At 43.1% G+C, this 13,436-nt stretch carries 13 protein-coding genes and 1 pseudogene; 9 read left to right on the top strand and 5 right to left on the bottom strand.

The genetic code is table 11. The annotated features are described in order from the left end of the window. Positions 1–385: 385 nt before the first annotated feature. Together RBI_RS04065 and nrdR are read left to right on the top strand one after the other, a co-directional pair. Positions 386–1,561, top strand: coding sequence for a glycoside hydrolase family 130 protein (locus tag RBI_RS04065; RefSeq protein ID WP_038671230.1), 1,176 nt, complete (start codon positions 386–388; stop codon positions 1,559–1,561). A 287-nt stretch (positions 1,562–1,848) separates the two neighbouring features. After that, the gene (gene nrdR / locus RBI_RS04060) at positions 1,849–2,301 is read left to right on the top strand and encodes a transcriptional regulator NrdR (protein ID WP_022288601.1); all 453 of its coding nucleotides are present in this window, start codon (positions 1,849–1,851) and stop codon (positions 2,299–2,301) included. 112 nt (positions 2,302–2,413) lie between these two features. Here nrdR and RBI_RS04055 read toward each other — a convergent pair whose 3' ends face one another. From RBI_RS04055 to RBI_RS04035, 5 genes and pseudogenes are all read right to left on the bottom strand, one after another. Next, positions 2,414–2,737 carry a PfkB family carbohydrate kinase gene (locus RBI_RS04055; RefSeq protein ID WP_158455083.1) on the bottom strand — a complete coding sequence of 108 codons (324 nt, stop codon included), beginning with the start codon at positions 2,735–2,737 and terminating at the stop codon, positions 2,414–2,416. 8 nt (positions 2,738–2,745) lie between these two features. Beyond that, positions 2,746–3,567, bottom strand: a pseudogene (locus RBI_RS04050) (MFS transporter); the annotation flags it as partial. Positions 3,568–3,573: 6 nt separating this feature from the next. Next, the gene (locus RBI_RS15620; RefSeq protein WP_410061614.1) at positions 3,574–3,864 is read right to left on the bottom strand and encodes a plasmid mobilization protein; all 291 of its coding nucleotides are present in this window, start codon (positions 3,862–3,864) and stop codon (positions 3,574–3,576) included. A 999-nt stretch (positions 3,865–4,863) separates the two neighbouring features. Next, complete coding sequence (locus RBI_RS04040) at positions 4,864–6,642, bottom strand: glycoside hydrolase family 44 protein (RefSeq protein ID WP_038671223.1); 1,779 nt, start codon at positions 6,640–6,642, stop codon at positions 4,864–4,866. Between the two features lie 16 nt (positions 6,643–6,658). Continuing rightward, positions 6,659–8,203 (bottom strand): alpha-amylase family glycosyl hydrolase, encoded by a 1,545-nt coding sequence (locus RBI_RS04035; protein WP_038671221.1) that lies wholly within the window; start codon positions 8,201–8,203, stop codon positions 6,659–6,661. Positions 8,204–8,338: 135 nt separating this feature from the next. On the opposite strand from RBI_RS04035, the gene RBI_RS04030 reads away from it, so the two are divergent. The 7 genes from RBI_RS04030 to RBI_RS04000 all read left to right on the top strand — a co-directional run bounded on the left by RBI_RS04030 (position 8,339) and on the right by RBI_RS04000 (position 13,432). After that, complete coding sequence (locus RBI_RS04030) at positions 8,339–9,229, top strand: AraC family transcriptional regulator (protein ID WP_038671219.1); 891 nt, start codon at positions 8,339–8,341, stop codon at positions 9,227–9,229. 42 nt (positions 9,230–9,271) lie between these two features. Continuing rightward, positions 9,272–9,727 (top strand): GGDEF domain-containing protein, encoded by a 456-nt coding sequence (locus tag RBI_RS04025; protein WP_256320925.1) that lies wholly within the window; start codon positions 9,272–9,274, stop codon positions 9,725–9,727. 229 nt (positions 9,728–9,956) lie between these two features. After that, positions 9,957–10,484, top strand: a complete 528-nt coding sequence (locus tag RBI_RS04020) for an RNA polymerase sigma factor (RefSeq protein WP_038671217.1) — start codon at positions 9,957–9,959, stop codon at positions 10,482–10,484. A gap of 1 nt (position 10,485) precedes the next feature. Then, positions 10,486–11,163: a DUF4367 domain-containing protein gene (locus RBI_RS04015; protein ID WP_038671215.1), complete on the top strand. Its 678-nt coding sequence runs from the start codon at positions 10,486–10,488 to the stop codon at positions 11,161–11,163. A gap of 105 nt (positions 11,164–11,268) precedes the next feature. Further along, the gene (locus RBI_RS04010) at positions 11,269–11,694 is read left to right on the top strand and encodes a hypothetical protein (RefSeq protein WP_038671213.1); all 426 of its coding nucleotides are present in this window, start codon (positions 11,269–11,271) and stop codon (positions 11,692–11,694) included. A gap of 128 nt (positions 11,695–11,822) precedes the next feature. Beyond that, entirely contained in the window at positions 11,823–12,266 is a 444-nt protein-coding gene (locus tag RBI_RS04005) for a hypothetical protein (protein WP_117878587.1), read from the top strand. Between the two features lie 50 nt (positions 12,267–12,316). Further along, positions 12,317–13,432 carry a hypothetical protein gene (locus RBI_RS04000; RefSeq protein ID WP_148303559.1) on the top strand — a complete coding sequence of 372 codons (1,116 nt, stop codon included), beginning with the start codon at positions 12,317–12,319 and terminating at the stop codon, positions 13,430–13,432. Positions 13,433–13,436: the final 4 nt, after the last annotated feature.

Raw genomic sequence — 13,436 nt, 5'->3', positions numbered from 1 at the left:
CATATATTAAATCTTGCTATAATTATACAACACATATAAAGCTATTGTCAATCACCATTATAGCACAATTATCAGCAATTTCATTGTACACTTTGCACAATAAAATCCATATGTATCGTTAAAGCGCAATATTACAATCAGTATCGTTTAAAATATGCGCATAAAGTTCAAATATTCAATATGCCCGTTTTGAATGAATATAAAACAGATACAAGAGCTTTTTGTAGAAAACATTAACCAAAACAGCAAAATATGTACAGCATTTATGCAGTTCGTAAAACTTTTTTCATGTAATCGTTTGATGTTTTCAGTGGTACTTGTAATTAGCGAATTATTATAGTATACTTGTTTAAGAAGATTTTTTACCGAAAGGAAATTGCTTGATATGACAGATTTTGAAAGAAACAAAGCAAGGGTGACAGCCGAATACGAGGCTCTCATCAACAGAAAAAACATTGTGTCCGACAGCTACAACGGAATTTATGACAGATACGTTTACCCTGTTCTGACAGCCGCACACGCACCTATTATCTGGAAATACGACATGAACCCTGAGACAAATCCATACTTCATGGAGAGATTGGGCATAAATGCAGTACTGAACTCAGGCGCTATTTATCTCAACGGCAAGTATTACCTTGTTGCAAGAGTTGAGGGCAATGACAGAAAGTCATTTTTTGCAGTAGCAGAAAGCGACAGCCCTGTTGACGGCTTCCGTTTCTGGGACTTCCCTGTTCAGCTTCCTGACACTGAACCGGAGGAAACAAACGTATACGATATGAGATTAACACAGCATGAGGACGGCTGGATATACGGTGTATTCTGCTCAGAGAGCAAGGACAAGACTTCAAACGATCTTTCTGCCGCTACAGCTCAGGCTGGTATCGTAAGAACAAAGGATCTTAAGACATGGGAAAGACTTCCTAATCTCAAGTCCAAGTCACCACAGCAGAGAAACGTTGTGCTTCACCCTGAGTTCGTTGACGGAAAGTACGCATTCTACACACGTCCACAGGACGATTTTATCGAAACTGGCTCAGGCGGAGGAGTATGCTTCGGTCTTTGCGAAGACATCACAAACCCTGTTATCTGCACAGATGAAGTTGTTATCTCACCAAGACAGTATCACACAATCACAGAGGTAAAGAACGGTGCAGGCGCAGTGCCTATCAAGACACCAAAGGGTTGGATACACATTGCACATGGCGTAAGAAACACAGCCGCAGGTCTTAGATACGTAATTTATGTATTTGCAACTGACCTTAAAGATCCTTCTAAGCTAATCGCTTCGCCGTCAGGACTTTTCATTGCACCACACGGCAGTGAAAGAGTGGGTGACGTATCAAACGTTGCGTTCACAAACGGCGCGATCGTTCGTGAAAACGGTGACGTTTATATTTACTACGCTTCATCAGACACAAGACTTCACGTTGCGGCAACAACGATCGACAAGCTTATGGATTACACATTCAACACTCCGTCAGACCCACTGCGTTCTGTTGACTGCGTAAAGCAGAGATGCGGGCTTATCAGAAAAAATCTCGAATATCTTAACAAGTAATATATCAAACACAAACAGACGGCTTCTGCTGTCTGTTTTTTTGTACACTAAAACTTTCTTCAAGTCTGCCATATCCGTGCATAAATATTGCACTACCCATGTAGGGGACGTCGTCCCCTACAATTATACTATGGTTTGTCTGCCGCAAAATTGCTGAGTCCCTTTACCGCAACTTTTTTTATATACCCTCTTGCAATCGTCCACAATCTATGGTATAATTAATTAATAAAAGCACAATATATGCAATATCACGCACAAAATTTTCTCTTAACTAAGGAGTGTTTATAATGAGATGTCCTTTTTGCAACTATGAAGATACAAGAGTAATAGATTCACGTCCAAGCGAGGGAAAAAAGCGTCGCCGCCGTGAGTGTCCGAAATGCGGAAAGCGTTTCACTACTTATGAGGTGGTGGAAAAGCCACAGCTTATGGTATACAAGCGTGACGGCTCGTTTGAGCCTTTTGACAGACAGAAGCTTATAAAAGGCATTCAGAACGCTATCAAAAAGCGTCCTGTCAGTGTTGATGATATGAAAAACCTTGTTGACGATATAGAGAACACCTTTGCAAACAAAATGCAGACTGAAACCACCACCAGCGAAATAGGCGATATGGTGCTTATGGGTCTGAAAAAGCTTGACCACGTTGCATATGTGCGTTTCGCGTCCGTTTACAAGGACTTCTCTGACGTTGATTCGTTCATTCAGATAATCACTGAGCTTTCTGACAAGAAGAAATAAATAAGAGCGTTCCGATAATTTTCGGGACGCTCAGCCTGTCGCAAAACCCCTAGATTCATCTCGAATCAGGGGTTTTGCTTTTATGCAATCAATAAACTAACAATAAATGTAATCAATTTTCGTAAAAAGTGTCAAAACAAAGCGATTTACACTCCGTGGAGAGATTCATATTGTAAAAGATCTGGTTGAATCTGTTCCGAGCAATATAAAACAGCAAATAAAAAAATGATGCCGCTTCAGAAACAGATACCTCTTCCGGAAGTTTTCCGCAGCGGCAGAACTGATAGAGAAATCCGCCACAGAATGCGTCGCCGGCTCCGGTTGCATCTAATGCTTTATTTCTGAAACCCTTGACGATCTGACCGCCGTCATATGTCCGTACATAAGCGCCCAATTTGCCCAATGTGATTACATCAATTTTCACTTCCTTACGCAACAAGGCTTCTGCTGCATATTTGCCTCAAAACCAGCTGCTCCCGGTACTGCTGCAAAAACAGATGTACCGATTGCCATGCCGATTTTATTTCCAAGAGAGATAAATGCATACTGGAACCCGTCATTGCGGACACCGGTTTTCCATTCGCCATATTCTACACAATCGGGAATAATGGCATAAATAGCCGTGTTAAAACCTGCAAAGAAGAACCGTGTCAGACCAGAACAGATATAAAACGGAACAGGTGTCTCTACAGGACTGAACAGATACAGCGACAGCATACATACACCTGTTCCAAGCGCCAATATAGAAGCTGATCTGCCTTTGTTTCCAAACCATCTGAAAATAATAGGAAACAGTCCGGCACCAATAATTGACGGAATAATAATTGCCATGGAATAAGTAGTAAACAGGGATTCAGTTCCCTCCACATGCTTAAAATAATATAGTGCATCTGCATTTCTTCCACAGAGTGTCACGCCAAACAGGAACTGTCCCAGTAATGCCAGCAGATAGGGCTTATTTTGAAGCACAGTCTGAATTTGCAGCTTTATGGGGATTTTCTTCTTTTCCGGAATGGTTACTGCTTTCTTTGTCTTAGCAAAGCAGAAAATATGACAGGCAGCAAAAATCGCACCATAAAGTACAGCTACCAGCAGATAACCACGCTTGTCACTGCCGCCCAGTTTTGAAATCAACGGCAGTGTGATAATATTGATAATACCGATTGCAATCATGGCACTGACGGAACGGAAGGTGTTGATTTTTGCACGTTCTTCAATGTTCTGCGTCATATCACCGCAGAGGGTTCCATAAGGAATAATTATGCAAAGCGACTAAGAGTGATCTTGGTCGCTTTTGCTATGCTGCTCTAAGTCTGTAATCGACAGGAGATAATCCATCAAGCATTTTAGGCGGCTGTCAGTCACGCTTTTTTCGATACGGCTCAACGCACCCAAGATACTGTTGGCGTTCTCCATATCAACATTCACGATCTTACCGTGCAGTGCCATGTACTTAATATATGTAGCAGTTTTCATATGGCACTCGTCGGCTCTTTGTTTTACCTCTTCCCATTCACCAAGCGTGAACGTGAGATGTTTATACTTCCTGTTTTCTACCTTAATATTATCGACCTCCTTGTTGTCTGTGTTACGGATACTCGGTTCTAAAAGGGTCAGGGTTCCATTTTAGCCCAATTCTGCAGGAAAGCAGAATTGGAAGAGTTTGGGTGACAGAGCATATGCTCTGTCAATACTTGCGAGAAAAAATGAAATTTGGTCAAAAGAGCCAGCCTGCTCTAACTGAATACACGTTTCACATATATAGGACAGAACTCGGGTAAAATTTGCACTCGTTTACAAAAGATTCAAAAAGAATCTGCAAGCTGCATAATCAGGCATAGGCGATATATTGCCCTGTCCGTTAAAATGACAATGGGCGGCATAGTGATGATCTTACGCCTGTGATCGACACCAAACAGCCGAACCTGATGACAGATGTGCTGACGATAGCCCTCATTTTTAAGTATAGCTGGAAAAATATCGCTGTGCCGTATATTCCAAAATCAGAATTATCTTTGCTTTCAGCTCTGGAAATTTCATATTTAAAATAGAGTTCTAACAGACATTATCTGTCTCATGAAAGCAGAAAGGACTCCATAACCGTTTGGTTACTGAGTCCTTATTCTTCTTATTGTATTTTTCATACAGCAGTCTGTTGCCGAGAAGGAAATGACGGAGATGATTTTAGAAAGAGGATATTAGCACGCATAGTTAAAGTGACTTTTTATAATCATTACCACCACAAAAGTGGTGGGTTGCTCTGCTCCAAAAAGGAACTGTTACTGGCTTTGCCCCTCAAGAGACTCCGAGGGTTCAGCACCGCATTACATTCACTGGCAGCCCTTATATGTTAGGTGCTTAATTTCATTTGTTTATAACCTCCGTGTATTTTAATTTAGTAATGCAGTCGCCAAATTACTACTATTTTATCATATTCGGAGGTTATTTTAAAGCGTTCGCTGAAACTTTTTTATGTCCCCGGTAGAACCGGACGTTTAATTACGCTAAAGCGCCCAAAAGAGCCCTCGAAAACGCTTTCAGGGCGTTTCCGATAACCTGCGATCAGTGTTGATTTTTCTTTATCCTGAATACAGCAAACACTATAGCTGCCACAAGAGCCGCTGCCCCTCCGACTATCCCCAAGATAAGCGGGAGACTGCTTTTTCCCTCTCCCTTTTCGGCAGCGGAGGAAACAGCTTCTCTTGTATCAAGAGCTTCCTTATCCTTGGCAATTACCAGAAGCGATACCGTCCTTGGCTCCATTTCAAGAGTCAGGCTGCTGCCGTTCAGTGTCACAGCCGGGTTTGAATCGGTCATATCAAATAACTGTGCTGACATACTGTTTATCCCGTAAAGGTGAGCGTACTTGTACTCGTTTCCAAGCTCGATATTTGCGGTCGTTTTGTCGTCAAACGCCTTGTTTGTCACTACGAGGGTGATGACGTCCTCGTTATCTCCGTTAATTGCAGCATAGGCGGTCGAGGTCTCGATATCGTCCGTGGTACAAGACACAAGCGTATCGCCAAAGCCGCTTCCGCTGCCGTCATAGTTGGTGTACAGATTGATCGCGGCAAGCTGATACTGTGCGTCCATTGTAAACAGGTTGGCAGCATAGACCCCGTTCTGTGCAAAAATGCCGAGGGTGTCCGCCTCCATTATAGCACCGCAGACATCGTAAGTTCCCTGAAAATCATATTCAGTGACGGCAAGCTTTGTGCCGGGGTAATAGGTATCTATTGACTCCTTAAGTGCCGGAAGTATCGGCAGGAACTCTGCGCCTGCGTCGGTTATCCAGCTGTCCTCGGTGTAGGTATCGTCCCAGAAGCTTCGGGTCGAGTTCAGCTTATTGTAAACACAGTCGGGATCGCCATAATGCTCACAGTAGCGCTTTCCGCAGGCGCCCTTTGCCTCGGTGTAAAAATGCACATCGAGCACATCGAGCAGTCGCCTGCCGTTCTCGTCCTCTGCCTTCTTCATTTCGTCAAGATAGTAATCTATAAACCATTTGTACTCGGGGTTGTCGTTTTTTATCTCTTTCCAGTCAGGCGCATCGGCGAAATTCGTAAACGCCCCGTAGCCGAAAAGCGCAGGACCGAATATCTCGGCATTCGGGTCAATATCCTTTACTGCCTTAGACATAGTTACCGACTTTTCAACGATCTCAGCGCAGGTGGTTTTTTCGGGATGAACGAGTGAGTGAGTGCTGCTCCACAGCCCCGGCTCATTGTCGAGAGAATAGCCCCTGATGCCGCCGTTCTGTGAGTCGCCAAGGGTGTTCACAAGGTAGTTTACAAACTCGTCCATATAAACAGTGCCGTCATTCAGATCGGGCGTCAGGCTGAATTCATCGCCCTTTACAAGTTCAACCTTTTTCCAGCGGTCAGAGGGCGCGCTCTCAGCCTTGCTGACCTCGCCGTTCATGTCGGCAGAAACGTAGCCCGCAAGCTGCAGCGTCATAAGAGGGTATGCGCCCTTTGCGGTGCAGACCTCATTCAGCTTCAGAGCGGCACAGCCCGGCTTGTCCTTCATATCCTCCGGAACATTCTGTTGAAAATATCCGTCGGAGATGTTTTTCCAGTCAGCTCCTGCATTTGAAGCGTTCGTTTCCCAGTTGTAAGCGCTGTAGCGGTTGCCGCCCGCACGCACCGCCTTACAGGAAACGTCATTTTCCATAAGCTCCGCATTAACGCCGTAAATATAGGGAGAGATCGCTTTTCTGTCCTTGCCCGTATCAACGGTTATGTTCACTGTTCTGCCCAATGAAGTGCCGCTCACCGAAAGCGTGCAGCTGAGCATTATGGACATTGCCGCCATAAAAGCCGCAAGATTTCTTATTCGCATAGTATCACCGTCCTTTTTAATCAAGCTTCACAAACGCTGCCGAGCCTGCTCCGATAACGCAGCTGTTGCCGCTTATCTCTGCACCGCTCCCGAAGCTGTATATAACCTCTCCAAGTGAGCCGCCGACCGTCAGCTCACAGGCGGAATCGGTGGGGTTTACTGCAACAAGTATTCTCTCGCCGTCAAAGCTTCTGACATATGCAAGAGGTCTGCCCTTTGCGCCGTCGCAGACAAACTCGATATCTCCAAGGCTTTGCAGAGCTTTGTGCGCCTGTCTTACTGCAATTAGCTTTTTGACCTCGCTGCGCAGCGAATTATTGACGGCAATCTGCTTCTCCGCAGTCGGTCTGTCGGGGTCGGGGTCAAGGGGGATATAGAGCTTCTCTACCGGAGCGGAAGAAAATCCTGCATTCTCCGAGCTGTCCCACTGCATAGGTGAGCGCGAGCCGGTCCTGCCGTAACCGCCCTCAACAGAGTTCAGCCCCTCAACGTAGTTCATGCCGATCTCATCGCCGTAGTAGATGTAGGGTGCTCCCGGCATCGACAGCAGGAAGGCAAAGGCAAGCTTTCTGCGCTCTCCTTTGATGTGGCGGGCGAGTCTGTCCATATCGTGATTGCCCGAGGGTATGCAAATCAGTCCCTTACGCTCCGAGCGCTCATAGCTGTCCATATATTTGGACACAAACGTCGATGCGTCACCCTCTCCACTGAAGAAGGGCTTTTCATTCCTGAACAGGTCGTTGTAGTGGGAAGACCCGAAGTGCAGCAGAAAGTCCATATGAAAGCCCCCTGCAAGACTCTGGTAAGGCTCTCCCCACTCGGAGACCATTGCGGCCTCGGGGTATTCCTCGTCAAGAAATGCCCTTATGTTCTGCCAGAGGGCGATGTTGCCCTTCTGATCCTCATCGTTTTTGACAAGTGAACCTGCCATGTCCACACGAAAGCCGTCACAGCCCCGTGAAAGCCAGAAGCGCATGACGTCCTTGAGCGCCTCCCGGGTAGCTACAGCGCCCTCGGAATCCATAGACTGCTGCCAGGGAGCGTTCGGCTTGTAGAAGCCGTAATTAAGAGCAGGCTGGTGGGTGAAGAAATTGATCGCACAGCTGCCGTCACGTTCGGATATGCCCCTTATTGACGGGTAGCCCGCAGGCTCCTCCCAAACGCTGTCCGTCCAGACATAGCGGTCGGTGAACTCGTTGCGGTCGGCCTTCATGCTTTCTTTGAACCAGGGGTGCTCCCATGAGGTGTGCCCCGGCACGAGGTCAAGCAGAACGTGCATACCCAGCTTGTGAGCCTCCTCGAACAGACGGACGAGGTCGTCATTTGTGCCGTATCTGGGGGCTACCCTGCAATAGTCCGAAACATCGTAGCCTGCATCCAAAAAGGGCGATTCAAAGCAGGGGTTTATCCATATCGCCGTGCAGCCCAGCTCCTTGATGTAGGGCAGCTTTTCGGTGATGCCGTTTATATTTCCGATGCCGTCACCGTCCGTGTCCTTGAAGGACTGGGGATAGATCTCATAAAATACTGCGTCGTCGAGCCAGTCAGGTCTTTTTGCCATAATAATTACCTCCGTATAAATATTCGTCCAGGGGTTGATTTGTTTGCTTCTGTATGATATAATACTACATATCGAAGAAAAATTCTACGCCGATAATATCATAAACCGATACTATAATACTTTTATGGTGATAATATGGAAAAAGCCGCATTAAAGGAACACCGCCGGCACAGCACAGCCGACAAGCCGTTTTCTTACTATATCTCGAATATTCCCGAATACTTTCCCAATGCTCCGATGCACTGGCATAAGGAATTTGAGCTTAATGTCATTCTGGAGGGCGAGGGTGATTTTGTAACGGGCGATATACACTTTACAGCTTACAAGGGCGATATTGTGCTGACGCCGCCTGACATGCTCCATGCTGTTTATCAGCATGATGACAAGAGATGTGTCTACGATACCCTTGATCTTGACGGCTCCATGCTGGGCAGCCGTGACAATGACCGTGCCGCAGACGCGTTTATCGCACCTCTCATTTCAGGAGCGTACAGTATAGAAACTCACATTACCCCCGAGCATTGCTATTACAGCGAGCTTCTGACCACGGCGGAAAATATGATAAGCGCCGCCAAGGGTGACACGCCCCTTCTTGATATGCTGATAAAAAGCGAGCTGCTGCGGTTCATGTTCCTGCTCTATGAGAGCGGCAGCATTTCAAGGAACGGTTTTGTAAAAAAAAGCTCACTAATGCGCCCCGCGATAGAATACATCAATGAGCATTTTACTGAGCCCCTCACCATAGACCAGCTTGCGGGCGTTGTTCACCTGAGCAAAAGCTATTTCATGGGTGCATTCAAGAGGGAAACCGGCGTCGGAGCAATGGAATATATAGCCCAGCTGCGCCTGAAGCTTGCAAGAGAGCTTTTGAGAGACACCGACAAAAGCGTTGCAGATATAGCTTTTGAATGCGGATATCACAACCTCTCGAACTTCAACAGGCAGTTCAGATCCGCCGGCGGCTGCTCTCCCAAGGAGTACCGCTCACGCTGCACAGACTCAGATCAGACAGTACAGAATGATTGAAAGGTTATCATTAAGCTGTACAGCCGTGTTTTCACTGTAGGTTTGTCAGACCGCTGTGGCATGAAAAGCTGGCTGCACGAAAAGGCTCAGAATGCCGCCCCTGACGATACTGCAATGGTACTTAGAACAGATATGGACGGCTTGAAGGCGATAAATGACACCTTTGGCCATGCTGAAGGAGACTATGGGATCAGAACCGTCTCGAATGTTGTTCAGAGCATTACCAGTAATGATGAGATATGTGTACGCACAGGCGGTGATGAGTTTTGTCTTATAGGGATAGGAAAATACGCTGATGATGAACCGCAAAGACGGACAGAACGCTTTTTAAAAACACTCGAAGCTGTGGGCCGAAGTTCCGACAAGCCCTACGAGATAACAGCGAGCATAGGGTGGGCAAGCGCTCCTTACAGTGAAAATGTTGTAAGCGAGCTGCTCAAGACCGCTGATGAGCGAATGTATGAAAATAAGCTGATGAGAAAGAAAAACAGGATATGACATACAGTCATATCACTGCTTAGGGGTAAAAAATCTGATATCATTTGCGTACTTATAATACCTACCTTAGCTGCCGAATACACTCAGACACGGATAACCGTCCTGCTTCAGACGGCTATCCGTGTCTTATTATTACAGCCTTTCCAAGTTGCATGGTGTATAAAAATATGATATACTTAATTTGGAAACGGATAATATTCTGAAATGTAGATAGGAAGGGAATGATTGTATGTTGCCGATATATATGGCATTGATCGATGATGAAAAAGATAAAAAGGCTTTTGAAAAGCTGTATAATAAATACAAAAATAAAGTTCATGCAATATCCTTGAATATATTAAAAAATGAACAACTTGCAGAGGAATCAACTTCTGACACTTTTTTATCGTTGGCTAAATGTTTTCAAAAAATTAAACATTTAGAATATCACAAATTGGATTATTACATTGTCATAACCAGTAGGAACATGGCAAAGAATATATCTAAAAAGGAAAAAGAAAATTTAATGACGGTTTCCTACGATGATGATTCTTATTTTGTAAATGAAAATATGTCATGTTACGAATTTGAATTTTTGAAAGGTTGCATAAAGAAACTGAAAGTTGACGATCAAGAGATTCTTTATTTAAAGTTTTCGTGTGGACTTGAATATTCTGAAATCTCAAAAACGCTTGGCATTACATCTGCCACAGCAAGAAAACGTCTGCAGTATGCCAAAAACAGATTGAAGATATTACTTGAAAAGGGTGATTTATAACATGAATAATTTTTCATATTTTTCAAAAGCTCTCGATGAAGTCGTAGATGCCAGATTGGATGATTATGTTGAAACTCTTGAAGTAGACAAACGATATGAATTTTCGGAAAAGTACAATAAAAAAATAAACAAACTTATAAAACACAGAGAAAAGCCCTATTTTACTCTTATATGCACGACCGGCAGACGTGTTGCTTGTTTTGTTACAGCATTGTTGATCCTATCATTTTCTTCGCTTAGCGTAAAAGCTGTGAGAGAGGCAGTTTGTAATTTCTTTATGAATATTTTTTCAGACCATACGGAGATTATAGCAGACAGTGAAATTGTGAATTCATATCCGCATTCGATTGACGAGGAATATCATATATCTTCACTTCCCAATGGATTTAAACAAGTCGACTATGATAAAATGGAAAATTCAATTATAATAACATACTTCAAGGATGATGATTATATCTTTTTTGAACAATACACAAAAGATGCATATCTTAGTAATTATGATAATGAACAGTCAACAATTGAATCATATACAGATGAAAACGGACAAGAGTATCTAGTTCATAATACAGATCATGATCATACATTTATGTGGGACAATGGTAAATATATTTTTGAAATATGCAGCAACTTAGACAAACGGTCTGTGTTGGAATTGTGTGAATTCACAAAAATAAAGTAAATTAATAAAAACATATCACAAACAAACAATTTTCATTATCATAGTAGGTGTAGGAGAAAATAAATCTCTTGCACCTATTTTTTGTGAAAGGAGGAACTTACATATATGAAAAAAGTGATATCTACAATTATATCGGTTGTTATTATGCTATGCCTATCACTTACAGCTTTTGCCGAACCCGAACTGCAAACGCCTTCTGACGATGACATTTCTGTTTGTTATTTATACACAGATAAAATATCAGGTACATTGTCAATCTCCAACAAGGCTGCAACTTGTAAATCCACTGTACGTGGTATTTCAGGTACAACTACTAAAATCGTTATAACTCAAACACTTCAGAAGAAAAATGGATCTTCATGGAATAAATACAGTAGTTGGACAAAAACATTCAACAGTTGGTATGCGATTTCTTCAAATTCCAAAGAGTCTTTAAGCAGCGGTACATACCGCCTTAAAACAATCGCAAAGGTTTATAACGGTTCTGATTATGAGACCATTACGATTTATAGTAGCACAGCGTTCTGCTAAAATAATAGGCTGTGTACAGAAAGGACAGGTGATTCCAATGCAGTAATAAAATTTATATAATCCAAAATCAAAAAACAAAACATTGACATTCAAATATTTGGATGTTATAATAAGAAATGACGTTTAATATGAAAAAGATCGTAAAAAGGATCGCAGCTATGGGTGCTGCTGTTATGATGATGAGTTCTATGGCTATTGGGGCTAGTGCATATAATTCCGGAGATACATATTCAAGTGCGACGTGGACAATAAGTGCAAAATACACACAAAGCACTAAATCTATAACCAAGACTCTTAAAGCTGGCAATAAAGTTAAGATCAACAACGGTACAACAAAGAATGTTATTATAACAAGTTGGACTGGGCAAGATGAGGTGCTCTATTCTAATGTTACGTTTAGTTCACCAAATGGCAGCAATAAAGTAACGATAGATAAAAGAGACAATTATGAGTATTTTATAACGATGACATCGTCATATAAACCAACAGCAGAAGTGAAGAATAAAATCACACTCAATAATTATGATGAGGATGATATAAAAGCTTCAGGATACACAAGAACGCCTAAATAATGTGCTATGGCTGCTGCTTGTCGGCAGCCATTTTTATAAAAGGAGCAACGATGAAAGAAATATTTAAGATATTTGTACTTCTTGTGATGATATGTACGTTTACAGCCTGTGCAGCAGGCGGTAAAACCAGTGATACAAAAGATATCAGCATAAAGCTTGAGAGCTTTTCTGATGTAAAAAAAGATATTTTGTCAACTGATACAGAGTATGAAAATATTTCTGTACCGACTGAAACACTTCAAGCCTTGGCAAATGATCTGCCGGAAAAGGCTGAACTCGCTGACCTAAAGCAGGTGAACGATCGTGAGCAGTGTTTCGGTAAAATAAGGCCGCTGTTTATTTCCGACAAGGACTATAAGAAAGAGTATTATCAGGGCTTTGACAGTTCTTTTCCTGCCGGCAACGTTTATGATGACACAACGTACTATTTAAATGTTGCATCAAATGGAGGCATCGGATTTCTTTCTAAAGAATCTGCCTATGACTGTGAAACGATAAAAACAGTTTTTGTAGACAGACCCTATGAAGACGAAGAGTATGTTCTTGGCGGACAGACGTATAAACTCAGTCAGGGCGTTGAGTATGTAGACGGCTTTTTGCAGGCTTTGACCGACAGCGGATTTGGAAATATGAAAATAGCTTACGTTGATGTATTGAAATACGATCAGGAAAATGCTCTGCTTTTTCATATTCAAAGAACCGTCGATGGAATCGCCCTGAACGATTTCTTTTATAGCGACGGGGATTTTGATGAATATCCGTATTTTGGAGCAAAGCTGTATATGACCGCTCCAAACACCGTAGGAGAGTTCTTGGGAGATCATGGCTTTTGCGAGCTTGACGGCTCTGCGGAAAGTGTCGATAAATGCGTTACCTTAGAAAGTGCTTTAGATATATGTGAAAATACACTTGCGGCAAATCATAAATATACAGTCAATAGAATAGACCTCGGATATATGCAGAATGTTGTTAAAGCAAACGGTGAACCATGGAACAAGGATAGCGACGGACAGTTCTATTTTCAAGGTGATACAAAATATAAAACAGAGCTTGGCTGGTTTATATGGCTCGACACCACCACAGACAATGAACGAATGGTATTTGTCAATGCTCTGAATGGAGAAGCTTTGGTACTGTTCAACAATGCAGATGTTTCGGAAAACTGAGGAT

The sequence above is a fragment of the Ruminococcus bicirculans (ex Wegman et al. 2014) genome (assembly GCF_000723465.1).
Taxonomy (GTDB): domain Bacteria; phylum Bacillota; class Clostridia; order Oscillospirales; family Ruminococcaceae; genus Hominimerdicola; species Hominimerdicola aceti.
This window is presented reverse-complemented; position numbering and strand designations above follow the sequence as displayed.

What these genes read in the sequence shown, in the direction of transcription:
- RBI_RS04000 (WP_148303559.1), top strand. Translation starts at nt 12,317, where the DNA reads ATGAAAGAAATATTTAAGATATTTGTACTTCTTGTGATGATATGTACG.
- RBI_RS04040 (WP_038671223.1), bottom strand. Translation starts at nt 6,642, where the DNA reads ATGCGAATAAGAAATCTTGCGGCTTTTATGGCGGCAATGTCCATAATG.
- RBI_RS04005 (WP_117878587.1), top strand. Translation starts at nt 11,823, where the DNA reads ATGAAAAAGATCGTAAAAAGGATCGCAGCTATGGGTGCTGCTGTTATG.
- nrdR (WP_022288601.1), top strand. Translation starts at nt 1,849, where the DNA reads ATGAGATGTCCTTTTTGCAACTATGAAGATACAAGAGTAATAGATTCA.
- RBI_RS04065 (WP_038671230.1), top strand. Translation starts at nt 386, where the DNA reads ATGACAGATTTTGAAAGAAACAAAGCAAGGGTGACAGCCGAATACGAG.
- RBI_RS04015 (WP_038671215.1), top strand. Translation starts at nt 10,486, where the DNA reads ATGAATAATTTTTCATATTTTTCAAAAGCTCTCGATGAAGTCGTAGAT.
- RBI_RS04030 (WP_038671219.1), top strand. Translation starts at nt 8,339, where the DNA reads ATGGAAAAAGCCGCATTAAAGGAACACCGCCGGCACAGCACAGCCGAC.
- RBI_RS04010 (WP_038671213.1), top strand. Translation starts at nt 11,269, where the DNA reads ATGAAAAAAGTGATATCTACAATTATATCGGTTGTTATTATGCTATGC.
- RBI_RS04035 (WP_038671221.1), bottom strand. Translation starts at nt 8,203, where the DNA reads ATGGCAAAAAGACCTGACTGGCTCGACGACGCAGTATTTTATGAGATC.
- RBI_RS04020 (WP_038671217.1), top strand. Translation starts at nt 9,957, where the DNA reads ATGTTGCCGATATATATGGCATTGATCGATGATGAAAAAGATAAAAAG.